The following is a 22,234-nucleotide window of genomic DNA, read 5'->3' as shown; positions in this document are numbered from 1 at the left end:
GCGTATCGCAAGCGCCGCTACGGGTTACAATGCCCGCTTTATCGATCATGAGGTGTGCGCTTTGACTGCTCCAGGTGCTTTGAATTCCGCTGCTGGCTCGCTTTATGTGGTGGCGACGCCCATCGGCAACCTGGACGACATCAGTGCGCGCGCGCTGAAGATCCTGCGTGATGTTGCCTTGATCGCCGCCGAGGACACTCGTCACTCCCAGCGTTTGATGCAGCACTTCGGCATTCCAACGCCGCTCGCAGCGTGCCATGAGCACAATGAGCGCGATGAAGGCAGTCGCTTTATTACCCGTCTGCTCGCGGGTGACGATGTGGCGCTGATCTCCGATGCCGGTACGCCGCTGATTTCTGATCCTGGTTATCATCTGGTGCGCCAGGCTCGCGCTGCCGGGATCAATGTGGTGCCCGTGCCGGGTGCCTGTGCGTTGGTGGCGGCTTTGTCGGCGGCGGGTCTGCCGTCGGACCGTTTCATCTTCGAAGGTTTCCTGCCGGCCAAAGCCGTTGGGCGACGTGCGCGTCTTGAGCTGGTAAAGGAAGAGCCGCGCACGCTGATTTTCTACGAGGCGCCGCACCGTATTCTGGAATGCCTGCAGGACATGGAGTTGGTGTTCGGGCCAGAACGTCCAGCGCTGCTTGCTCGCGAACTGACGAAAACCTTTGAAACGCTGAAGGGTTTGCCACTGGGCGAGTTGCGGCAGTTCGTCGAGTCGGACAGCAATCAACAGCGCGGCGAATGCGTGGTGCTGGTCGCTGGCTGGACAGTGCCCGAGTCTGAAGATGCAGTCAGCAGCGAGGCAATGCGCGTGCTGAATCTGTTACTCGAAGAAATGCCGCTCAAGCGCGCGGCGGCATTGGCGGCGCAAATTACCGGCGAGCGTAAGAATGTTCTCTATCAAGTCGCTCTGGATAAACAGAAGGGCGAGTAAAAACCCGACGCGCAGGCGTGGTTGAAGGCTTTTAGCGCTTGTTCTTCGCACGCTCTGCCGTTAACCTTCGCGGCGGAGAGTCGATCGGACAGTCGCTGCCCTCTATGAAAATTAGGGGGGGGAGGAAAGTCCGGGCTCCATAGGGCGAAGTGCCAGGTAATGCCTGGGAGGCGTGAGCCTACGGAAAGTGCCACAGAAAATAACCGCCTAAGCGCTTCGGCGCCGGTAAGGGTGAAAAGGTGCGGTAAGAGCGCACCGCACGTCTGGCAACAGTTCGTGGCTAGGTAAACCCCACTTGGAGCAAGACCAAATAGGGTCCCAAGGCGTGGCCCGCGCTGGGACCGGGTAGGTTGCTAAAGATGTCCAGTGATGGCCATCGTAGACGAATGACTGTTCAAGACAGAACCCGGCTTACAGATCGACTCTCCACCTTTTTCTCCCCTCTGCTTAAATCATTGAGCAGAGTGTTGGTGATAGCAATTTCCCCTCTTACACAATCATCTGCAGAACCCCGGTTGTAATACCAAAAAAATCTTACTCTTAATAAATTACTTTAACTTCCGGGCGCAGCCTTCCGTGCTGGTTCAAGTTATTGGTCATTTTCATCCGCCAGATTCCCGTTACCCCTCCTTTTATGCTCCTAAATCTCAGTTCTGTAAGGCTTTTCCTTTACTGCGCGCCTTGACGGTGCGGTAGGCGCATTCCTATAGTGTGCGCAAGTGGCGGAAAGTGGCATGAAGTGGGTTTTTTGAACGCAAAACGCTAATATTTGGAGAAACGCTGACGTGTTTCGCGGAGCCAACGCAATCAGTCTCGATGCAAAGGGCCGTCTCGCTATGCCGAGCCGGTACCGTGACGAGCTCGATTCGCGCAGTTCCGGCCAGTTGATCGTCACCATTGATGCCGTTGATCCGTGTTTGTGTGTTTACCCCCTCGATGAGTGGGAAATTATTGAAACCAAACTGCGCGCACTGCCTTCGCTTCGCGAAGAGAACCGCCGCCTGCAACGTTTACTGATTGGTAATGCCGTCGACCTCGAGCTCGATGGCAGTGGTCGTTTTCTGGTTCCGCCGCGTCTTCGTGAATATGCCAAATTGGATAAGCGCGCGATGTTGGTAGGCCAACTGAACAAGTTCCAATTGTGGGACGAGGATGCCTGGAATGCGGTTTCTGCCGCTGACCTGGCTGCTATTCAACAACCGGGCGCGATGCCTGATGAACTGCGTGATCTGATCCTGTGACTATTGATAGCGGCTTTAACCACATCACCGTACTGCTTGACGAAGCCGTCGAGGCTCTCGCCGTACGTCCTGATGGCTGCTATTTGGATGGCACGTTCGGGCGCGGCGGGCACAGCCGATTGATCCTCAGCCGGCTCGGTCCCGATGGTCGTTTGCTCGGATTTGACAAGGATCCTCAAGCGATTGCCACCGGGCAGACGCTAGCGGCCGAAGACGGCCGCTTTGTCGTTGTGCAGCGCAGCTTTGCCGAGCTGGGTTCTGAAGTTGCCGAGCGCGGCATGAAGGGCAAGGTCAGCGGCATTCTGCTTGACCTCGGTGTGTCCTCGCCGCAGCTCGACGACCCTGAACGCGGCTTCAGTTTCCTCAACGATGGCCCACTGGACATGCGCATGGACCCGTCCCGCGGGATCAGTGCTGCGGAGTTCGTCAACACCGCGCCCGTGGAAGAAATTGCCCGGGTATTCAAGGAATACGGCGAAGAGCGTTTTTCCGGACGCATGGCTCGTGCAGTGGCAGAACGCCGCGACATCAAGCCGTTCGAGCGTACTGCCGATCTTGCCGAGGTGTTGAAAGTCGCCAACCCTGCCTGGGAAAAAGGCAAAAACCCTGCTACCCGAGCGTTCCAGGGGCTGCGTATTCACGTCAACAACGAACTGGGCGATCTGGAAGCCGGCCTCGAAGCCGCTCTGGAATGCCTGGAAATCGGTGGTCGTCTGGTTGTGATCAGCTTCCACTCGCTGGAAGACCGCATCGTCAAATTGTTCATGCGCAAGCTGGTGAAAGGCGAAGCCGACAACCTGCCACGCAACCTGCCGGTTCGCCACGTGGCATTCGAACCGAAAATCAAAGTCCATGGCAAAGCGCAGACGGCCTCCGACGCCGAACTCAAAGCCAACCCACGTTCCCGTAGCGCCGTCATGCGCGTGGCGGAGAAACTTCGGTGAGCAAGCTTTTCGCCAAGCCACTGCCCGGCGGAAGCTTTTTCATGCTGCTGCTGTTTGTCGGCGTGCTGGTGTCGGCCATCGGCGTGTCTTACAGCGCGCACTGGAGCCGCCAATTGCTGAACTCGCTTTACGGCGAGTTGAGCGTGCGCGACAAGGCGCAGGCGGAATGGGGTCGGTTGATTCTGGAGCAGAGCACCTGGACCGCCCATAGCCGTATCGAAGTGCTCGCCACCGAACAACTGAAAATGCGCATTCCGGGCGCCGCCGAAGTGCAGATGGTGGCGCCATGATGAAACTTGAAGGCGCACTCTTTCCGTGGCGTTTCCGTCTGGTGCTGGGCTTGCTCGGTGTCATGGTGGCAGCAATCGCCTGGCGCATCATCGATCTGCAAGTGGTTGACCGTGACTTCCTGAAAGGTCAGGGCGACGCGCGCAGCGTTCGTCATATTCCGATTCCGGCACACCGTGGCTTGATCACCGACCGTAACGGCGAGCCGTTGGCCGTGAGTACGCCGGTGACCACCCTGTGGGCCAACGCCAAGGAAATGCAGCTGGCCAAGGAGAAGTGGCCAGCACTCGCCGCGGCGCTCGGGCAAGATCCGAAAGCCCTGGCTGAGCGCCTTGAAGCCCAGGCCAATAAAGAATTCATTTACCTGGTGCGCGGGCTGACGCCTGAGCAAGGCCAGTCTGTGCTCGATCTGAAAGTGCCGGGTGTCTACGGTATCGAAGAATTCCGCCGTTTTTATCCGGCCGGTGAAGTGACCGCGCATATGGTCGGCTTCACCGATATCGACGATCACGGTCGCGAAGGTGTCGAACTGGCCTATGACGAATGGCTGGCCGGGGTGCCGGGCAAACGGCAGGTTATCAAGGACCGGCGCGGCCGGTTGATCAAGGATGTCCAGGTCACCAAAAACGCCAAGGCCGGAAAGCCCTTGGCGTTGTCCATTGACCTGCGCCTGCAATACCTGGCCAACCGCGAGTTGCGTAATGCAATCATCGAGAACGGCGCCAAGGCCGGCAGCCTGGTGATCATGGACGTGAAGACCGGCGAGATTCTCGCGATGGTCAACCAACCGACCTACAACCCGAACAACCGGCGCAACCTGCAACCGGCGATGATGCGTAACCGCGCGATGATCGACGTGTTCGAACCCGGTTCGACGATGAAAGCGATCTCGATGAGCGCCGCGATCGAAACCGGGCGCTGGAAACCGAGCGATACCGTCGAGGTGTACCCGGGGACCTTGCAGATCGGTAAATACACCATCAAGGACGTGTCCAAGACCGAAGGTCCGGTGCTCGACCTGACAGGCATCCTGATCAACTCCAGTAACGTGGGCATGAGCAAGATCGCGTTCGATATCGGTGGCGAGACGATTTTCCGTCTCGCACAGAAAGTCGGCCTCGGTCAGGACACCGGCCTGGGTTTCCCGGGCGAGCGCGTCGGCAACCTGCCGAACTACCGTGAATGGCGCAAGGCCGAGACCGCGACGCTGTCCTACGGCTACGGTGTTTCCGTGACCGCGATCCAGCTGGTTCACGCCTTCTCGGCGTTGGCCAACAACGGTCGCCTCGCACCACTGACGCTGATCAAAACCGACAAAGCGCCGCAGACCACTCAAGTGCTGCCCGAAACAGTCGCGAAAACCATGCAAACCATGCTGCAACAAGTGATCGAAGCTCCGCGCGGTGTGTTCCGTGCGCAAGTGCCGGCGTATCACGTGGGCGGCAAGTCGGGTACTGCGCGCAAGACTTCGGTGGGTGCCAAGGGTTACGCCGAAAACTCGTATCGCTCGCTGTTCGCCGGTTTCGGCCCGATGAGCGATCCACGTTACGCCATCGTGGTCGTCATCGACGAACCGACCAAGGCCGGCTACTTCGGTGGTCTGGTATCGGCGCCGGTGTTCAGCCGCGTGATGTCCGGCACCCTGCGCCTGATGAACGTCACCCCGGACAACCTGCCACCTACTCAACAAGCGAACGCTACGCCGGTCGTTCCACTGAAAGCCAATGGAGGGCGCGGCTGATGTCATTAAGTCTGAACAAGATTTTCCCCCACGCCGGCCACGATCTGTTGATCCGTGAATTGGCGCTCGACAGCCGCAATGTACGCGCGGGCGATTTGTTCCTCGCCGTGCCGGGCGGCAAATTCGATGGTCGTGCGCACATTGCCGATGCTCTGGCACGCGGCGCCGCAGCTGTGGCGTACGAAGTCGAAGGCGCCACCGTGCTGCCGATCACTGAAGTGCCGTTGATTCCGGTCAAAGGCCTGGCAGCGCAACTGTCGGACATTGCCGGGCGCTTTTATGGCGAGCCGAGCCATCATCTGAATCTGGTCGGCGTGACCGGCACCAATGGCAAGACCAGCGTGACCCAACTGATTGCCCAGGCGCTGGATCTGCTGGGCCAGCACTGCGGCATCGTCGGCACCCTGGGTTGCGGTTTCTACGGCGCGCTGGAAAGCGGCCTGCATACCACGCCGAATCCAATTGCCGTGCAAGCGACCCTGGGCGACCTGAAAAAGGCCGGTGCCAAAGCCGTCGCCATGGAAGTCTCGTCCCATGGCCTGGACCAGGGTCGTGTCACTGCGTTGGCTTTTGATGTGGCGGTGATGACCAACCTGTCCCGCGATCACCTGGACTATCACGGCACCATGCAGGCGTATGGCGACGCCAAGGCCAAGCTGTTTGCCTGGAATGATCTCAAGTGTCGGGTGGTTAACCTCGATGACGATTTCGGCCGGCAACTGGCCGCCGAAAAACGTGAGTCGCGGCTGATCACCTACAGCCTGCTCGACAGCAGCGCTTACCTGTATTGCCGTGAAGCACAGTTCGATGACGAAGGCGTACGTGCCACGCTGGTCACGCCGCAAGGCGAACACCTTTTGCGCAGCACTTTGCTCGGTCGATTCAACCTGAGCAACGTCTTGGCGGCGGTCGGTGCCTTGCTCGGCCTGGATTACGCGCTGGACGAGATTCTCAAGGTGTTGCCGAAACTCGAAGGCCCGGCCGGGCGCATGCAGCGCCTTGGCGGTGGCAATCAGCCGTTGGTGGTGGTCGATTACGCCCATACCCCGGATGCCCTGGAAAAAGTCCTGACCGCCCTGCGCCCGCACGTCAAAGGCCGTTTGCTGTGCCTGTTCGGCTGTGGCGGCGACCGCGATCGCGGCAAGCGTCCGTTGATGGCTGAAGTGGTCGAGCGCCTGGCCGATGGCGTGCTGGTGACCGACGACAATCCGCGTACCGAAGATCCAGCGGTGATTTTCGATGACATCCGCGCCGGTTTCACCGCTGTGGATAAAGTCACCTTCGTTGCTGGCCGTGGCCAGGCGATTGCCCAATTGATCGCCGACGCTTCAGCGGACGACGTGATCGTGCTCGCGGGTAAAGGTCACGAGGACTATCAGGAAATCAACGGAGAGCGCCATGCCTTCTCCGATCTGGTTGAGGCCGATCATGCCTTGACCGCGTGGGAGGTGGCCCATGCTTAAGGCTTTGAAACTGAGCGAGCTGACGAGCGCACTGAATGCTCGCCTGATTTCTGCCGATGCCAGTTTCGATGGCGTCAGTATCGACAGCCGTGCGATCAAGCCTGGCCAATTGTTCATTGCCTTGGCCGGACCACGCTTCGATGGCCATGATTATCTGAATGACGTCGCGGCCAAAGGCGCCGTGGCGGCATTGGTCGAGCGCGAAGTCGCCGACAGCGCGCTGCCGCAACTGCTGGTCAGCGATACCCGCCAGGCCCTCGGCCAGTTGGGTGCCCTGAATCGCCAGGCCTTCACGCAGCAAGTCGCAGCCGTCACCGGCTCCAGCGGCAAGACCACGGTCAAGGAAATGCTCGCGAGCATCCTGCGGACCCGCGGTCCGGTACTGGCAACCCGCGGCAACCTGAACAACGACCTCGGCGTTCCGCTGACCCTGCTCGAGCTGGCGCCGGAACACACCGCTGCCGTGATCGAACTCGGCGCTTCGCGTCTGGGTGAAATCGCCTACACCGTGGGCATGACCAAACCCCACGTAGCCATTCTCAACAACGCCGGGACCGCCCACGTTGGCGAGTTCGGCGGGCCGGAAAAAATCGTCGAAGCCAAGGGCGAGATCATCGAAGGCCTGGCGGCCGATGGCATCGCCGTGCTCAACCTCGACGACAAGGCATTTGGTATCTGGAAGAAGCGCGCCGGCGAACGCAAGGTGCTGACATTCGCCTTGAGCAACAGCAGTGCCGATTTCTTTGCCAGTGACCTGACCACCGATGCCCGTGGTTGCCCGGCGTTCAATTTGCACAGCCCTGAAGGTGTGGAGCGCGTGCAACTGAACCTGCTCGGCACGCATAACGTTGCCAACGCGATGGCCGCCGCTGCCGCTGCCCATGCCCTGGGTGTGTCGCTGTTCGGCATCGCCACCGGTCTTGGCGCGGTGCAACCGGTCAAGGGCCGTACCGTCGCGCAATTGGCCAGCAATGGCATGCGCGTCATCGATGACACTTACAACGCGAACCCCACCTCGATGTGCGCCGCCGTTGATATACTCGCCGGCTTTTCCGGCCGCACCGTTCTGGTGCTCGGGGATATCGGCGAGTTGGGCGATTGGGCGGAGCAGGGGCACCGCGACGTGGGCGAGTACGCCCGTGGCAAGGTTTCTGCGCTGTACGCCGTCGGGCCAATGATGGTTCACGCCGTCAACGCCTTCGGTCCACAGGCTTTTCACTTCAGCACTCAGGCTGAACTGATCAAGGCCCTGGGCGCCGAGCAAGATACAAACACCACCATTTTGATCAAGGGCTCGCGCAGCGCAGCGATGGAAAACATCGTCGCCGCTTTGTGCGGGACCAGTCTGGAGAAACATTAATGCTGCTGCTGCTAGCGGAGTATCTGCAACAGTTCTACAAAGGCTTCGCGGTCTTCCAGTACCTGACCCTGCGCGGGATTCTCGGTGTACTGACCGCGCTGGTTTTGTCGCTGTGCTATGGCCCGTGGATGATCCGCACTTTGCAGAACCGTCAGATCGGCCAGTCCGTTCGTAACGACGGTCCGCAATCGCACCTGTCCAAGTCGGGCACCCCGACCATGGGCGGCGCGTTGATTCTGTCTTCCATCGGCGTCAGCACCCTGCTGTGGGCTGACCTGACCAACCGCTATGTCTGGGTCGTGTTGCTGGTAACCCTGTTGTTCGGTGCCATCGGCTGGGTCGATGACTACCGCAAAGTGATCGAGAAGAACTCCCGTGGCTTGCCGAGCCGCTGGAAGTATTTCTGGCAATCGGTGTTCGGCCTGGGCGCGGCGATCTTCCTTTATATGACCGCGGCCACTCCGGTAGAAACCACGTTGATCCTGCCGATGCTCAAGGACTACAGCATTCCATTGGGCGCAGGTTTCGTCGTCCTGACCTATTTCGTGATCGTCGGTTCGAGCAACGCGGTCAACCTGACTGATGGCCTCGACGGCCTGGCGATCATGCCGACCGTGATGGTTGGCGGTGGCCTGGGCATTTTCTGCTACCTGTCGGGTAACGTGAAATTTGCCGAATACCTGCTGATTCCTTATGTACCGGGTGCCGGTGAGTTGATCGTGTTCTGCGGCGCGCTGATCGGTGCCGGCCTGGGTTTCCTCTGGTTCAACACTTACCCGGCGCAAGTCTTCATGGGTGACGTCGGCGCACTGGCGCTGGGCGCGGCCCTGGGCACCATTGCAGTGATCGTCCGTCAGGAAATCGTCCTGTTCATCATGGGCGGTGTGTTCGTGATGGAAACCCTGTCAGTGGTCATTCAGGTTGCCTCCTTCAAACTGACCGGTCGCCGCGTGTTCCGCATGGCACCGATTCACCACCACTTTGAACTCAAGGGCTGGCCCGAGCCGCGCGTGATCGTCCGTTTCTGGATCATCACCGTGATTCTCGTGTTGGTCGGCCTTGCCACTCTGAAGCTGAGGTAGAAACTCGTGTCTCTGATCGCTTCTGACCACTTCCGCATCGTTGTCGGCCTCGGCAAGAGCGGCATGTCCCTGGTTCGCTTCCTGGCGAACCGGGGCGTGGCGTTTGCCGTGGCCGATACGCGGGAAAATCCACCGGAACTGGCCACGCTCAAGCGTGACTATCCGCACGTGGAAGTGCGTTGTGGCGAGCTGGATGTCGAATTCCTGTGCCGTGCCGACGAGCTCTACGTGAGCCCCGGCCTGGCCCTGGCGACCCCGGCCCTGCAGGCTGCCGCCGCCCGTGGCGTGAAGTTGTCCGGCGATATCGAGCTGTTCGCGCGTAACGCGAAGGCGCCGATCGTGGCCATCAGCGGTTCCAACGCCAAGAGCACTGTCACCACCTTGGTCGGCGAGATGGCGGCTGCGGCCGGCAAGCGTGTCGCCGTCGGCGGCAACCTCGGAACGCCGGCGCTGGACCTGCTCAGCGACGACATCGAGTTGTACGTGATGGAACTGTCGAGTTTCCAGCTGGAAACCACCGATCAGCTCAACGCCGAAGTGGCGACCGTACTCAACATCAGCGAAGACCATATGGATCGCTACAGCGGTCTGCCGGCCTATCACCTGGCCAAGCACCGGATCTTCCGTGGCGCCCGGCAGTTCGTGGTCAACCGTCAGGATGCACTGAGCCGTCCGCTGATGGGCGAGGGTCAGCCGTGCTGGACCTTCGGTTTGAGCAAACCCGATTTCAAGGCGTTCGGTATCCGCGAAGAAGACGGCGAGAAGTACCTGGCCTTCGAATTCCAGAACCTGATGCCAGTGCGCGAGCTGAAAATTCGGGGCGCCCACAACCAGTCCAATGCGTTGGCAGCCCTGGCGCTCGGCCATGCGGTCGGCCTGCCGTTCGATGCCATGCTGTCGGCCCTGCGCACCTTCGCCGGGCTTGAGCATCGTTGCCAGTGGGTGCGCGACCTGGACGGCGTGGGTTACTACAACGATTCCAAAGCCACCAACGTTGGCGCTGCATTGGCGGCCATCGAAGGCCTGGGTGCGGACATCGACGGCAAGATCGTGCTGATCGCCGGTGGCGACGGCAAGGGTGCCGAGTTCAAGGATCTGCGCGATCCGGTGGCGGCCAACTGCCGCGCCGTGATCCTCATGGGCCGCGACTCCGACAAGATCGGCGAAGCGATCGGCGATGCCGTGCCGCTGATTCGGGCGGGCTCACTGGTCGAAGCCGTGGCGCAATGCCGTGCCGCTGCCCAACCGGGCGACGTGGTGCTGCTGTCGCCGGCTTGCGCCAGTTTCGACATGTTCAAGAACTACGAAGACCGTGGTCACCAGTTCGTCCAAGCCGTGGAGGAACTGGCATGAGCCTGATGAACATCATCAAGCCGTACCCTTCGCCATTGATCACCGGGCGCGGCATCGACCTAGACTTCCCGATGCTTGTCGGTTGCCTGGCGTTGATTGGTCTGGGCCTGATCATGATCGCATCGGCGTCCACCGAGGTGGCGGCGGTTCAGTCGGGCAGTGCCCTGTATTACATGATCCGCCACCTTATCTATGTGGTGCTGGGGCTGGGTGCCTGCATCGTCACCATGATGATCCCGATCGCTACATGGCAACGCCTGGGCTGGCTGATGCTGATCGGTGCGTTTGGCTTGCTGGTGATGGTGATCATCCCGGGCATCGGCCGGGAAGTGAACGGTTCGATGCGCTGGATTGGTTTCAGTTTCTTCAACGTCCAGCCTTCCGAGATCGCCAAGGTGTTCGTGGTGATCTACCTCGCCGGTTATCTGGTACGTCGCCAGAAAGAAGTGCGGGAAAGCTGGATGGGCTTCTTCAAGCCGTTCATCGTGCTGCTGCCCATGGCGGGCCTGTTGCTGATGGAGCCGGACTTCGGTGCCACCGTGGTGATGATGGGCGCTGCGGCGGCGATGCTGTTCCTTGGCGGCGTCGGGCTGTTCCGTTTCTCGTTGATGGTGGTGTTGGCCGTCGGGGCCGTGGTGCTGTTGATTCAGATGCAGCCTTATCGCATGGCGCGCCTGACCAACTTCGCCGATCCATGGGCCGACCAGTTCGGTGCCGGTTATCAGCTGTCCCAGGCCTTGATCGCGTTCGGTCGTGGTGAGTGGCTGGGCGTTGGCCTGGGCAACAGCGTGCAGAAACAGTTTTACCTGCCGGAAGCCCACACTGACTTCGTGTTCTCGGTGCTCGCCGAAGAACTGGGGGCTGTCGGTTCCCTGTGCACCGTCGCGCTGTTCGTTTTCGTATGTATTCGCGGCATGTACATCGGCTTGTGGGCCGAGAAGGCCAAGCAGTTCTTCGCCGCGTATGTTGCCTACGGGTTGTCGTTCCTGTGGATCGGCCAGTTCCTGATCAACATCGGCGTGAACGTCGGCCTGCTGCCGACCAAGGGCCTGACATTGCCGTTCCTCAGTTATGGCGGTAGCTCGTTGGTGATCTGCTGTGCCTGTCTCGGTTTGCTCCTGCGCATTGAGTGGGAGAGTCGAACCCATTTGGGCAGTGAAGAGATGGAGTTCCATGAGAGCGACTTCGCCGAGGAGCCGACCCATGGGCGCTAACGTATTGATCATGGCGGGCGGCACCGGAGGCCACGTGTTCCCGGCGCTGGCCTGTGCCCGCGAATTCCAGGCTCGCGGCTATACCGTGCACTGGCTCGGTACGCCACGGGGTATTGAAAACGATCTGGTTCCTGCGGCCGGCATCGAATTGCATCGGATCAACGCCAGTGGCTTGCGCGGCAAGGGCAAGTTGTCCCTGCTCAAGGCACCGTTGATGTTGCTCCAGTCGGTCTGGCAGGCGCGGGCGATCATTCGACGGCTGCGGCCGGCCTGCGTGGTCGGTTTTGGTGGTTATGTGACCGGTCCTGGCGGCATTGCGGCGAAACTGGCCGGTGTGCCGGTGATCGTTCACGAACAGAACGCCGTGGCCGGCACCGCCAATCGGTTGCTGGTGCCGTTCGCCGCCCGGGTGTGTGAAGCGTTCCCCGACACCTTTACCCTGTCGAGCAGCCGACGGACCACCGGTAATCCGGTGCGCACCGAGCTGTTCCTCGAAACATCGCGACCAGCCCTGGCTGGGCGCAAGGCGCGTTTGCTGATCCTCGGCGGTAGCCTGGGCGCGGAGCCGTTGAACAAGTTGCTGCCTGAAGCCCTGGCGCAAGTCGCTGTCGACCTGCGTCCGGACGTGTTCCATCAGGCTGGCAGAAACCACGATGAAGTGACTGCAGAGCGCTATCGCGCGGCTGGCGTCGAGGCGCAAGTGCAGCCTTTCATCAAAGACATGGCCCAAGCCTATGGCTGGGCCGACCTGGTGGTATGTCGCGCAGGCGCGCTGACCATCAGTGAACTGGCTGCCGCCGGTCTGCCCTCGATGCTGGTGCCTTTGCCCCACGCGATCGACGATCACCAGACCCGCAACGCCGATTATTTGGCCCGCGAAGGCGCTGCCTTCCTGATGCCGCAAAGAACGACTGGCGCAGCGGATCTTGCCGCTCGCCTGACAGAGGTCCTGATGCAACCGCAACGACTCGAAGAAATGGCTACTGCGGCACGCCGCCTGGCCAAACCCGATGCTACCCGTAACGTCGTCGATACCTGCCTGGAGGTGGCCCATGGTTGAGAATCAGAAAGCCATGCCGCAACCGGAAATGCGCCGCATCCGCCGTATCCACTTCGTCGGTATCGGCGGTGTGGGCATGTGCGGGATTGCCGAAGTGTTGTTGAACCTGGGCTATGAAGTGTCCGGTTCCGACCTGAAGGCTTCGCCGGTCACCGAGCGCCTGGAAACGTTCGGCGCACAGATTTTCATCGGCCACCGTGCCGAAAACGCTGCCGCTGCCGACGTGCTGGTGGTGTCGAGTGCCGTGAACACGTCCAACCCGGAAGTCGCCACTGCACTGGAACGCCGCATCCCGGTGGTACCGCGTGCAGAAATGCTGGCTGAGCTGATGCGCTATCGCCACGGCATCGCCGTCGCCGGTACCCACGGCAAAACCACCACCACCAGCCTGATCGCTTCGGTGTTCGCCGCCGGTGGCCTGGACCCGACGTTCGTCATCGGTGGTCGTCTGAACGCCGCAGGCACCAATGCCCAGCTTGGCACCAGCCGCTACCTGATCGCCGAAGCCGATGAAAGCGATGCGAGTTTCCTGCACCTGCAACCGCTGGTCGCCGTGGTCACCAACATCGACGCCGATCACATGGCGACCTACGACGGTGACTTCAACAAGCTGAAGAAAACTTTCGTCGAGTTCCTGCACAACCTGCCGTTCTACGGTCTGGCCGTGGTGTGTCTGGATGATCCGGTGGTGCGTGAAATCCTGCCGCAAGTGAAGCGTCCGACCGTGACTTACGGTTTCGGCGACGACTGCGACGTGCGCGCGATCAATGTGCGCCAGCAAGGCATGCAAACCTTCTTCACCGTGCTGCGTCCGGATCGCGAGCCGCTCGATGTCTCGGTGAACATGCCGGGCAACCACAACGTATTGAACGCACTGGCGACCATCTGCATCGCCACCGACGAGGGCGTCAGCGATGAAGCCATCGTTCAGGGCCTGTCCGGGTTCCAGGGTGTCGGCCGGCGCTTCCAGGTCTACGGCGAACTGCCGGTGGACGACGGCAGCGTGATGCTGGTCGACGACTACGGTCACCACCCGACCGAAGTGGCGGCGGTGATCAAGGCCGTGCGCGGTGGCTGGCCGGAGCGCCGACTGGTGATGGTCTACCAGCCGCACCGTTACAGCCGCACCCGCGACCTGTACGACGATTTCGTCAATGTCCTGGCCGACGCCAATGTGCTGCTGTTGATGGAAGTCTATCCGGCCGGCGAAGAGCCGATCCCGGGTGCTGACAGCCGCAAGCTGTGCAACAGCATCCGCCAGCGCGGCCAGCTCGATCCGATCTACATCGAGCGCGGTGCCGACCTGGCGCCGATCGTCAAGCCGCTGCTGCGTGCCGGCGACATCCTGCTGTGCCAGGGCGCGGGTGATGTGGGCGGTCTTGCCCCGAGTTTGTTGAAGAGTTCGTTGTTCACGGGTGCCGTGGCGGCATCGGTAGAGGGAAAGTTGAAATGATTGCTGCGTACGCCAACCTCGTTTCCACTGTCGCGCCGAAGGACTTCGGCCGCGTCGCCGTGTTGTTCGGTGGCAAGAGTGCCGAGCGCGAGGTGTCCCTGAAATCGGGCAACGCCGTTCTCGACGCGCTGCAAAGTGCGGGCGTGGATGCGTTCGGCCTCGATGTGGGCGACGACCTGTTGCAGCGTCTGCAGAGTGAAAAGATCGACCGCGCCTTCATCATCCTCCACGGTCGCGGTGGTGAAGACGGCAGCATGCAGGGCCTGCTCGAATGCCTGGGCATTCCTTACACCGGCAGCGGCATTCTCGCTTCGGCACTGGCCATGGACAAACTGCGCACCAAGCAGGTCTGGCACAGCCTCGGGATTCCGACGCCACGTCACGCCGTGCTGCGCAGCGAGGCCGATTGTATTTCGGCAGCGACGGAACTGGGCTTTCCTTTGATCGTCAAACCGGCGCATGAAGGTTCAAGTATCGGGATGGCCAAAGTGACTTCCGCGTCCGAATTGATCGACGCCTGGAAAGCGGCCAGTACCTACGATTCGCAAGTGTTGGTCGAGCAATGGATTCAAGGTCCGGAGTTCACCATCGCCACCCTGCGTGACCAGGTGTTGCCTCCTATCGCCCTGGGTACACCGCACACGTTCTACGACTACGACGCCAAGTACATCGCCAACGATACCCAATACCGCATTCCGTGCGGGCTCGACGCGGCCAAGGAACAGGAACTCATGGAACTCACGGCCAAGGCCTGTGAGGCGCTGGGTATCGCCGGTTGGGGCAGGGCGGACGTGATGCAGGACGCCGACGGGCAGTTCTGGTTTCTGGAAGTGAACACCGCACCGGGCATGACCGATCACAGTCTGGTTCCGATGGCGGCCCGTGCTGCCGGTCTGGATTTCCAGCAATTGGTTCTGGCGATCCTGGCCGCAAGTATCGAGGCAAGAGGTTAAGACCATGCATGGCGCTCAAGTCAGACATCAGCCACCCGTACCCGGCCGCAAGCCGGTGCCGCGGGGTGCCAGCCGAATGGTGGCCAAAGAGCCGATGTCTGCGCGCCTGCCGAAAGCCAATTTCGGTTTTCTCAAGAGTCTGTTCTGGCCGGTGCTGCTGGTGGCGTTGGGGTTCGGTACATACGAAGGCGCGCAGCGTTTGCTGCCGTACGCTGACCGGCCGATCACCAAAATCAACGTGCAGGGCGACTTGAGCTACATCAGCCAGCAAGCGGTGCAGCAACGGATCGCTCCATTCGTGGCGTCGAGTTTCTTCACCATCGACCTGGCGAGCATGCGCACCGAGCTGGAGCAGATGCCATGGATTGCCCACGCCGAAGTGCGCAGGGTGTGGCCGGATCAAGTGGTGATCCGCCTGGAAGAGCAACTGCCGGTTGCCCGATGGGGTGACGAGTCGCTGTTGAATAACCAGGGTCAGGCCTTTACCCCGCGTGAGCTGGCGAACTACGAACACTTGCCGCAGCTGTTCGGTCCACAACGGGCTCAACAGCAGGTGATGCAGCAATACCAGGTCCTGAGCCAGATGCTCCGGCCGCTGGGCTTCTCGATTGCACGCCTGGAGTTGCGTGAACGAGGCAGCTGGTTCCTGACCACCGGCCCAGGCAGTGCGGGCCCCGGAATCGAACTGCTGCTGGGGCGCGGCAACCAGGTGGAAAAGATGCGCCGCTTCATTGCCATCTACGACAAGACGCTTAAAGAACAGATTACGAACATTGCGCGTATCGATCTGCGCTACGCCAACGGCCTCGCTGTTGGCTGGCGGGAACCCGTAGCGCCGACGGCAGCCCAACCCGCTGTCGCGAAGAATTAAGAAGAGGCAGGACCCATGGCAAACGTGCAAAGCGGCAAAATGATCGTCGGTCTCGATATCGGCACCTCCAAGGTGGTGGCGCTGGTAGGCGAGGTTTCGGACGACGGCACGCTGGAAATCGTCGGGATCGGTACGCATCCGTCCCGTGGCCTGAAGAAAGGCGTGGTGGTGAACATCGAATCCACCGTGCAATCGATCCAGCGCGCGATTGAAGAAGCCCAGCTGATGGCGGGTTGCCGCATCCACTCGGCATTTGTCGGCGTGGCCGGCAATCACATCCGCAGCCTGAACTCCCACGGCATCGTGGCGATTCGTGATCGCGAAGTCAGCTCTGCAGACCTTGAACGCGTGCTCGACGCCGCCCAGGCCGTGGCGATCCCGGCTGACCAGCGGGTGCTGCACACCCTGCCGCAGGATTACGTGATCGATAACCAGGAAGGCGTGCGCGAGCCACTGGGCATGTCCGGGGTACGTCTGGAAGCCAAGGTTCACGTGGTCACCTGCGCCGTCAACGCCGCACAGAACATTGAAAAATGCGTGCGCCGCTGCGGCCTGGAAATCGACGACATCATTCTCGAGCAACTGGCGTCGGCCTATTCGGTGCTGACCGACGACGAAAAAGAACTGGGCGTGTGCCTGGTGGATATCGGCGGCGGCACCACTGACATCGCGATCTTCACTGAGGGCGCGATCCGCCACACCGCAGTGATTCCAATCGCGGGCGATCAGGTGACCAACGACATCGCCATGGCGTTGCGCACCCCGACCCAGTACGCCGAAGAAATCAAGATTCGCTACGCCTGTGCCCTGGCCAAGCTGGCCGGTGCCGGTGAAACCATCAAGGTGCCGAGTGTTGGCGACCGTCCGCCGCGCGAACTGTCTCGCCAGGCCCTGGCCGAAGTGGTCGAGCCGCGCTACGACGAACTGTTCACGCTGATCCAGGCCGAGCTGCGCCGCAGCGGCTACGAAGACCTGATCCCGGCCGGCATCGTGCTGACCGGTGGTACGTCGAAGATGGAAGGCGCCACCGAATTGGCCGAGGAAATCTTCCATATGCCAGTACGCCTGGGCGTGCCTCACGGTGTGAGGGGCCTGGATGACGTAGTTCGCAACCCGATTTATTCCACCGGCGTTGGCCTGTTGATGTACGGCCTGCAGAAGCAATCCGACGGCATTTCGTTCTCGGGCATCGGCAGTCGCGACAGCTACAGCAACGAAGAGCCGAAAGGCGCCTTGCTCGATCGCATCAAGAGCTGGGTACAGGGAAATTTCTAAAGATTTACCGCAGCACCGTTGTAGATATACGCAGTAGGCGAAAAAAACTAGAGAACGTAAAGGAGAGGGAAAATGTTCGAACTCGTAGACAACATCCCCGCAAGTCCGGTAATCAAGGTTATCGGTGTTGGCGGTGGCGGCGGCAACGCTGTGAATCACATGGTCAAGAGCAACATTGAAGGCGTCGAGTTCATCTGCGCCAACACTGATGCCCAGGCGCTGAAAAGCATCAGCGCGCGGACCATCCTGCAACTGGGTACCGGCGTGACCAAAGGTCTGGGTGCCGGTGCCAACCCTGAAGTAGGTCGTCAGGCCGCTCTCGAAGACCGTGAGCGCATTGCCGAAGTCCTGCAGGGTACCAACATGGTGTTCATCACCACTGGCATGGGCGGTGGTACCGGTACCGGTGCTGCGCCGATCATTGCCGAAGTGGCCAAGGAAATGGGGATCCTCACCGTTGCGGTGGTGACCCGTCCGTTCCCGTTCGAAGGTCGCAAGCGCATGCAGCTGGCCGACGAGGGCATCCGCCTGCTGTCGGAAAGCGTCGACTCGCTGATCACCATTCCCAACGAGAAGCTGCTGACCATCCTCGGTAAAGACGCCAGCCTGCTGTCGGCTTTCGCCAAGGCTGACGATGTACTGGCCGGTGCCGTTCGCGGTATCTCCGACATCATCAAGCGTCCGGGCATGATCAACGTCGACTTCGCCGACGTGCGTACCGTGATGAGTGAAATGGGCATGGCGATGATGGGCACTGGCTGCGCCAGCGGTCCGAACCGTGCACGTGAAGCCACTGAAGCAGCCATCCGCAACCCGTTGCTCGAAGACGTGAACCTGCAAGGCGCACGCGGCATCCTGGTGAACATCACCGCCGGTCCTGACCTGTCCCTGGGTGAGTACTCCGACGTGGGTAGCATCATCGAAGCCTTCGCTTCCGAGCACGCGATGGTCAAGGTCGGTACCGTTATCGATCCGGACATGCGCGACGAGCTGCACGTGACTGTCGTGGCGACCGGCCTGGGCGCTAAAATCGAGAAGCCTGTGAAGGTCATCGACAATACCGTTCACACGTCGATGGCGTCGCAGCCACAACAACAAGCCCCTGTTCGTCAGGAAGCTCCAGCGGTGAACTACCGTGACCTGGACCGTCCGACCGTCATGCGCAACCAGGCTCAGGCCGGTGCTGCGGCTGCCGCGAAGATGAATCCGCAAGATGATCTGGACTACCTGGACATTCCAGCATTCCTGCGTCGTCAGGCCGATTGATGAAATGTATCAGGGCTATGAAGGTGATTGGTGTTCAGCAAAGGCATGGTCTGCTATCATCGCCAGCCTTTGTTGATACCAGTTCGCAATTTGCGCTGAAGCGGCCCAAGCCATGATTAAACAACGCACACTGAAAAATATTATCCGTGCCACAGGTGTAGGTCTGCACTCCGGGGAGAAGGTCTACCTGACCCTCAAGCCTGCGCCTGTCGACACCGGCATCGTGTTTGTTCGTGCCGACCTGGACCCTGCGGTGCAGATCCCGGCGCGCGCGGAAAACGTTGGTGAAACCACGATGTCGACCACTCTGGTCAACGGTGACACCAAAGTGGATACGGTGGAGCACTTGCTCTCGGCCATGGCTGGCCTGGGCATCGATAACGCCTACGTCGAGCTCTCCGCGTCCGAAGTCCCGATCATGGATGGTAGCGCTGGACCCTTCGTATTTCTGATTCAGTCGGCTGGCCTGGAAGAACAGGAAGCCGCCAAGAAGTTCATCCGCATCCTGCGTGAAGTGACAGTGGAAGACGGCGACAAGCGCGCCACTTTCGTCCCTTTCGAAGGTTTCAAGGTGAGCTTCGAGATCGATTTCGATCACCCTGTTTTCCGTGACCGCACACAAAGTGCAAGCGTGGATTTTTCCAGTACTTCGTTCGTAAAAGAAGTCAGCCGCGCCCGTACCTTTGGTTTCATGAGTGACATCGAGTACCTGCGCAAGCACAACCTCGCACTCGGCGGCAGCGTTGAAAACGCTATTGTGGTCGACGCGGATGGTGTACTGAACGAAGACGGCCTTCGCTATGAAGACGAATTCGTGAAGCACAAGATCCTCGATGCAATTGGTGACCTCTACCTGCTGGGCAATAGCCTGATTGGTGAGTTCAAGGGCTTCAAGTCCGGACATGCATTGAACAACCAGCTGCTGCGCAAGTTGATTGAGCAGACAGATGCTTGGGAAGTCGTGACTTTCGAAGACGCCAGCACTGCACCGATCTCTTACATGCGTCCTGTTGCGGCCGTGTAAGTAAAAAACCTCTCTAGTTTTTTAAAGGCTACCTTCGGGTGGCCTTTTTTTATGCCTGATCGATAGCGTGAAGTGGCGTGGAAAAGGCGAAAAAAAGCCGCTGATGGCAGCGGCTTTGAAGACAACTTTTCAAAGGGAAGAGCCGATGAAAAGCGTCGAGGGAAATGGGAGCGATGCGCAGCAATCAGCTGTCTTTCTCGACCCGGCCTTGAGTGCTCGCTGCTTGCGGGGCCTGGGTGGCGTCCTGTGCTTTGGCCGTCATCTCGCTCTGGTGCTGCGCGTACACGGCGGCGCGTGCGCTGTTTTGCGCGACGAAGGCTTGCGACTCTTCAGCCATGGCGAACGGAGACAGGAACAAAGAGGACAAAACGAAAGCGCTGGCAATACCCATACTGTTGGACATCTTTAAAACCTTCTTGCTTGGCAAGTGCTGTTTGGTGCGGGCAAAGATAAGGATGTCCGGCGTTGGGAAAAAGGCCGGATTCATGAAAGGACTGTTGCGGTTACGGCAATAGTTGTAATGCCAAGCGTTTTTCTGTGGCGAGGGAGCTTGCTCCCGCTCGGCTGTGGTGCAGTCGTGAATCCAGGGAGCACAATGCTGACTGAAAGGACGCGTGCACAGGTTTCAGGGCCGCTTCGCAGCCCAGCGCGAGCAAGCTCGCTCGCCACGGTAGTGTTTCAGACGGGGAGGTGAATGCCGAACGTGTTCATCCCGTGATCACTGCGCACAAACACATCACCGCCATGCATCAGTGCAATCGCCTTGACGATCGCCAGACCCAACCCGTGATTGTTGCCGCTGTTGCTACGCGAAGCGTCAACGCGGTAGAAACGCTCGAACAAGCGCGGCAGATGTTCGCTGGCAATCGGCGAACCGGGGTTGGCGACACCGATGCTGACCTGATGCTCCCCGGCTTCGATCCGCACTTCAATCACCTGCCCGGGCTCGGTGTGCTGGACTGCGTTGCTCAGCAGGTTGATCAACGCCCGACGCAAATGGGCGATCTCGATGCGCACCAGGGCATCGCCGCTGACCTGCACTTCAACCCGGGCGTCCTCGAGAATGAAATCCAGATACTCCAGGGTCGTGGCCACTTCATCGGCCAGCGAAGTCGAGGTCAGTTTGGTCGCTTTGCTGCCCTGGTCTGCACTGGCGAGGAACAGCATGTCATTGATGATCGAGCGCAAGCGTTCGAGTTCTTCGAGGTTCGATTGCAGCACTTCGAAATAATGTTCCGCCGAGCGTCCGCGGGTCAGTGCCACCTGGGTCTGGCCAATCAGATTGGTCAGCGGTGATCGCAGTTCATGGGCGACATCGGCATTGAACGACTCCAGGCGCGAGTAAGCCTGTTCGACCCGCTCAAGGGTGGCGTTGAAAGCATTGACGAACTGATCCAGTTCCGGCGGCAAGGGCGATAACCTCAAGCGTCCCGAACGCAGCGGCGGGGCCAGGCGCTGGGCTTCATGGGACAGTTTGATCAACGGCTTGAGGCCGATACGTGCCACCCAATAGCCCAGTGCCGAGGCCATCAGCACGCCAACGATAGCCAAGGCAATCAAGGCAATCAGCAGCTGATGCTGGGTCTGGTGAAATGTCTCGGTGTCGATGGCGATCATGAAGCGCAGTGGCGGGCGCTGGTCCTTGGCCGGGAACTGGCTGACCAGCACTTTGAGCGGGTAAGGCTGACCGGGCAGGGTCATGTCGCGCATGCCCAGCGGCCCTTGGGAGAACTCGCGGATCTGCGGTGTCGGATTGCCGTATTCGTAGCGCGGATCGCCGCTGACGATCCAGAAACTGATGCGTTTGTCTTCTTCGCCCAGCAGCTTGAGTTTGTTGTTGATCTTCACCCAGTGCTCGGGCGTGCCGTAGCGGCCGACCGTTGATTCGAGCACGCTGTAACGCGCGTCCAGTTCGGCCTCGGGCAACAACCCCAGGCCTTTGTCGACCTGTTGGTAGAGTGCCCAGCCGATCAGCAGAAACACCAGAAGCGCCACCAGTGTGAACATCCCGCTCAGGCGCAGGGCGATCGAGTTACTGGACACCACGGCTCTCCAGCACATAACCCATGCCACGAATCGTGTGCAGCAGTTTTTCTTCAAAAGGGCCGTCGAGCTTGGCCCGCAGACGTTTGATCGCGACTTCGACGACGTTGGCGTCGCTATCGAAATTGATGTCCCAGACCATCTCGGCGATGGCGGTCTTGGAGAGGATTTCACCCTGGCGCCGGGCCAATACGCTGAGCAGCGAGAACTCCTTGGCGGTCAGGTCCAGCCGTGCGCCGCCGCGAGTAGCCTTGCGGCTGATCAGATCTATCCACAGGTCGGCAATGCTCACTTGCACCGGTTCATGACCGCCGCTGCGCCGGGTCAGCGCTTGCAGGCGTGCTACCAGTTCAAGGAAGGAAAACGGTTTGCCGAGGTAATCGTCGGCCCCGTCGCGCAGGCCTTTGATGCGATCTTCTACTCGCTCGCGGGCGGTGAGCATGATCACAGGTGTCTGCTTGCGCGCACGCAAGGCGCGCAGGACGCCAAAGCCGTCGAGGCCCGGCAGCATCACATCGAGGACGATCACCGCGTAGTCGCTTTCCAGCGCCATGTGCAGGCCTTCCACGCCATCGCGGGCCAGGTCTACGGTGTAACCCTGTTCCGTCAGGCCGCGGTGCAGATAGTCCGCGGTTTTTTCTTCGTCTTCGACAATCAGGACGCGCATGA

General features: G+C 60.3%; 20 protein-coding genes and 1 other RNA gene. 18 read left to right on the top strand and 3 right to left on the bottom strand.

From position 1 onward, the window contains the following. Positions 1–61: 61 nt before the first annotated feature. From rsmI to lpxC, 18 genes are all read left to right on the top strand, one after another. Positions 62–934, top strand: a complete 873-nt coding sequence (gene rsmI / locus D8U69_RS19545) for a 16S rRNA (cytidine(1402)-2'-O)-methyltransferase (RefSeq protein WP_056853205.1) — start codon at positions 62–64, stop codon at positions 932–934. A gap of 76 nt (positions 935–1,010) precedes the next feature. Next, positions 1,011–1,364, top strand: an RNA gene (gene rnpB / locus D8U69_RS19540) — RNase P RNA component class A. Between the two features lie 355 nt (positions 1,365–1,719). Then, positions 1,720–2,175 carry a division/cell wall cluster transcriptional repressor MraZ gene (gene mraZ, locus D8U69_RS19535; RefSeq protein ID WP_007917012.1) on the top strand — a complete coding sequence of 152 codons (456 nt, stop codon included), beginning with the start codon at positions 1,720–1,722 and terminating at the stop codon, positions 2,173–2,175. Positions 2,176–2,177: 2 nt separating this feature from the next. Next, positions 2,178–3,119 (top strand): 16S rRNA (cytosine(1402)-N(4))-methyltransferase RsmH, encoded by a 942-nt coding sequence (gene rsmH / locus D8U69_RS19530; protein ID WP_130903641.1) that lies wholly within the window; start codon positions 2,178–2,180, stop codon positions 3,117–3,119. Then, complete coding sequence (gene ftsL / locus D8U69_RS19525) at positions 3,116–3,409, top strand: cell division protein FtsL (RefSeq protein WP_056853203.1); 294 nt, start codon at positions 3,116–3,118, stop codon at positions 3,407–3,409. The genes rsmH and ftsL overlap by 4 nt, the downstream gene beginning before the upstream one ends. After that, positions 3,409–5,148, top strand: a complete 1,740-nt coding sequence (locus D8U69_RS19520; RefSeq protein WP_177336557.1) for a penicillin-binding protein 2 — start codon at positions 3,409–3,411, stop codon at positions 5,146–5,148. Before ftsL ends, D8U69_RS19520 begins: the two co-directional genes overlap by 1 nt. After that, positions 5,148–6,611, top strand: a complete 1,464-nt coding sequence (locus tag D8U69_RS19515; RefSeq protein ID WP_130903603.1) for a UDP-N-acetylmuramoyl-L-alanyl-D-glutamate--2,6-diaminopimelate ligase — start codon at positions 5,148–5,150, stop codon at positions 6,609–6,611. The genes D8U69_RS19520 and D8U69_RS19515 overlap by 1 nt, the downstream gene beginning before the upstream one ends. Beyond that, on the top strand, positions 6,604–7,971 hold the full coding sequence (gene murF / locus D8U69_RS19510) for a UDP-N-acetylmuramoyl-tripeptide--D-alanyl-D-alanine ligase (RefSeq protein ID WP_130907938.1): 1,368 nt from the start codon (positions 6,604–6,606) through the stop codon (positions 7,969–7,971). The genes D8U69_RS19515 and murF overlap by 8 nt, the downstream gene beginning before the upstream one ends. After that, positions 7,971–9,053 carry a phospho-N-acetylmuramoyl-pentapeptide-transferase gene (mraY, locus tag D8U69_RS19505; protein ID WP_056853199.1) on the top strand — a complete coding sequence of 361 codons (1,083 nt, stop codon included), beginning with the start codon at positions 7,971–7,973 and terminating at the stop codon, positions 9,051–9,053. The genes murF and mraY overlap by 1 nt, the downstream gene beginning before the upstream one ends. Positions 9,054–9,059: 6 nt before the next feature. Continuing rightward, positions 9,060–10,406: a UDP-N-acetylmuramoyl-L-alanine--D-glutamate ligase gene (gene murD, locus D8U69_RS19500; RefSeq protein ID WP_130907937.1), complete on the top strand. Its 1,347-nt coding sequence runs from the start codon at positions 9,060–9,062 to the stop codon at positions 10,404–10,406. Between the two features lie 2 nt (positions 10,407–10,408). Next, the gene (ftsW, locus tag D8U69_RS19495) at positions 10,409–11,620 is read left to right on the top strand and encodes a putative lipid II flippase FtsW (RefSeq protein WP_177336556.1); all 1,212 of its coding nucleotides are present in this window, start codon (positions 10,409–10,411) and stop codon (positions 11,618–11,620) included. Continuing rightward, positions 11,610–12,680: an undecaprenyldiphospho-muramoylpentapeptide beta-N-acetylglucosaminyltransferase gene (gene murG, locus D8U69_RS19490; RefSeq protein ID WP_130903606.1), complete on the top strand. Its 1,071-nt coding sequence runs from the start codon at positions 11,610–11,612 to the stop codon at positions 12,678–12,680. The genes ftsW and murG overlap by 11 nt, the downstream gene beginning before the upstream one ends. Continuing rightward, a complete protein-coding gene (gene murC / locus D8U69_RS19485) occupies positions 12,673–14,133 on the top strand; it encodes a UDP-N-acetylmuramate--L-alanine ligase (protein WP_056853195.1) in 1,461 nt (486 codons plus the stop codon). The genes murG and murC overlap by 8 nt, the downstream gene beginning before the upstream one ends. Continuing rightward, positions 14,130–15,086, top strand: coding sequence for a D-alanine--D-alanine ligase (locus tag D8U69_RS19480; RefSeq protein WP_130907936.1), 957 nt, complete (start codon positions 14,130–14,132; stop codon positions 15,084–15,086). Before murC ends, D8U69_RS19480 begins: the two co-directional genes overlap by 4 nt. Positions 15,087–15,090: 4 nt before the next feature. Then, positions 15,091–15,957 (top strand): cell division protein FtsQ/DivIB, encoded by an 867-nt coding sequence (locus D8U69_RS19475; RefSeq protein ID WP_056853193.1) that lies wholly within the window; start codon positions 15,091–15,093, stop codon positions 15,955–15,957. Between the two features lie 15 nt (positions 15,958–15,972). Beyond that, the gene (ftsA, locus tag D8U69_RS19470) at positions 15,973–17,232 is read left to right on the top strand and encodes a cell division protein FtsA (protein WP_056853192.1); all 1,260 of its coding nucleotides are present in this window, start codon (positions 15,973–15,975) and stop codon (positions 17,230–17,232) included. Positions 17,233–17,304: 72 nt separating this feature from the next. Further along, the gene (gene ftsZ / locus D8U69_RS19465; RefSeq protein WP_053154973.1) at positions 17,305–18,498 is read left to right on the top strand and encodes a cell division protein FtsZ; all 1,194 of its coding nucleotides are present in this window, start codon (positions 17,305–17,307) and stop codon (positions 18,496–18,498) included. Positions 18,499–18,610: 112 nt separating this feature from the next. Beyond that, the gene (gene lpxC / locus D8U69_RS19460; RefSeq protein WP_056853191.1) at positions 18,611–19,522 is read left to right on the top strand and encodes a UDP-3-O-acyl-N-acetylglucosamine deacetylase; all 912 of its coding nucleotides are present in this window, start codon (positions 18,611–18,613) and stop codon (positions 19,520–19,522) included. A gap of 184 nt (positions 19,523–19,706) precedes the next feature. Here lpxC and D8U69_RS19455 read toward each other — a convergent pair whose 3' ends face one another. The 3 genes from D8U69_RS19455 to D8U69_RS19445 form a co-directional block, all read right to left on the bottom strand. Next, positions 19,707–19,925, bottom strand: a complete 219-nt coding sequence (locus D8U69_RS19455; RefSeq protein ID WP_056853190.1) for a hypothetical protein — start codon at positions 19,923–19,925, stop codon at positions 19,707–19,709. A gap of 275 nt (positions 19,926–20,200) precedes the next feature. Further along, complete coding sequence (locus tag D8U69_RS19450; RefSeq protein ID WP_130903607.1) at positions 20,201–21,565, bottom strand: heavy metal sensor histidine kinase; 1,365 nt, start codon at positions 21,563–21,565, stop codon at positions 20,201–20,203. After that, positions 21,555–22,232 (bottom strand): heavy metal response regulator transcription factor, encoded by a 678-nt coding sequence (locus D8U69_RS19445; RefSeq protein WP_056853188.1) that lies wholly within the window; start codon positions 22,230–22,232, stop codon positions 21,555–21,557. Before D8U69_RS19445 ends, D8U69_RS19450 begins: the two co-directional genes overlap by 11 nt. Between the last annotated feature and the right edge of the window lie 2 nt (positions 22,233–22,234).

The sequence above is a fragment of the Pseudomonas sp. Sample_16 genome, assembly GCF_004307665.1.
In the GTDB taxonomy this organism is placed as follows: Bacteria; Pseudomonadota; Gammaproteobacteria; order Pseudomonadales; family Pseudomonadaceae; genus Aquipseudomonas.
This window is presented reverse-complemented; position numbering and strand designations above follow the sequence as displayed.

Bases quoted from the DNA above. Each gene is read 5' to 3' on its own strand.
- D8U69_RS19445 (WP_056853188.1), bottom strand. From the start codon at position 22,232: ATGCGCGTCCTGATTGTCGAAGACGAAGAAAAAACCGCGGACTATCTG.
- ftsA (WP_056853192.1), top strand. From the start codon at position 15,973: ATGGCAAACGTGCAAAGCGGCAAAATGATCGTCGGTCTCGATATCGGC.
- D8U69_RS19520 (WP_177336557.1), top strand. From the start codon at position 3,409: ATGAAACTTGAAGGCGCACTCTTTCCGTGGCGTTTCCGTCTGGTGCTG.
- murG (WP_130903606.1), top strand. From the start codon at position 11,610: ATGGGCGCTAACGTATTGATCATGGCGGGCGGCACCGGAGGCCACGTG.
- lpxC (WP_056853191.1), top strand. From the start codon at position 18,611: ATGATTAAACAACGCACACTGAAAAATATTATCCGTGCCACAGGTGTA.
- D8U69_RS19515 (WP_130903603.1), top strand. From the start codon at position 5,148: ATGTCATTAAGTCTGAACAAGATTTTCCCCCACGCCGGCCACGATCTG.
- mraY (WP_056853199.1), top strand. From the start codon at position 7,971: ATGCTGCTGCTGCTAGCGGAGTATCTGCAACAGTTCTACAAAGGCTTC.
- murC (WP_056853195.1), top strand. From the start codon at position 12,673: ATGGTTGAGAATCAGAAAGCCATGCCGCAACCGGAAATGCGCCGCATC.
- D8U69_RS19480 (WP_130907936.1), top strand. From the start codon at position 14,130: ATGATTGCTGCGTACGCCAACCTCGTTTCCACTGTCGCGCCGAAGGAC.
- D8U69_RS19475 (WP_056853193.1), top strand. From the start codon at position 15,091: ATGCATGGCGCTCAAGTCAGACATCAGCCACCCGTACCCGGCCGCAAG.
- D8U69_RS19455 (WP_056853190.1), bottom strand. From the start codon at position 19,925: ATGTCCAACAGTATGGGTATTGCCAGCGCTTTCGTTTTGTCCTCTTTG.
- murF (WP_130907938.1), top strand. From the start codon at position 6,604: ATGCTTAAGGCTTTGAAACTGAGCGAGCTGACGAGCGCACTGAATGCT.
- ftsZ (WP_053154973.1), top strand. From the start codon at position 17,305: ATGTTCGAACTCGTAGACAACATCCCCGCAAGTCCGGTAATCAAGGTT.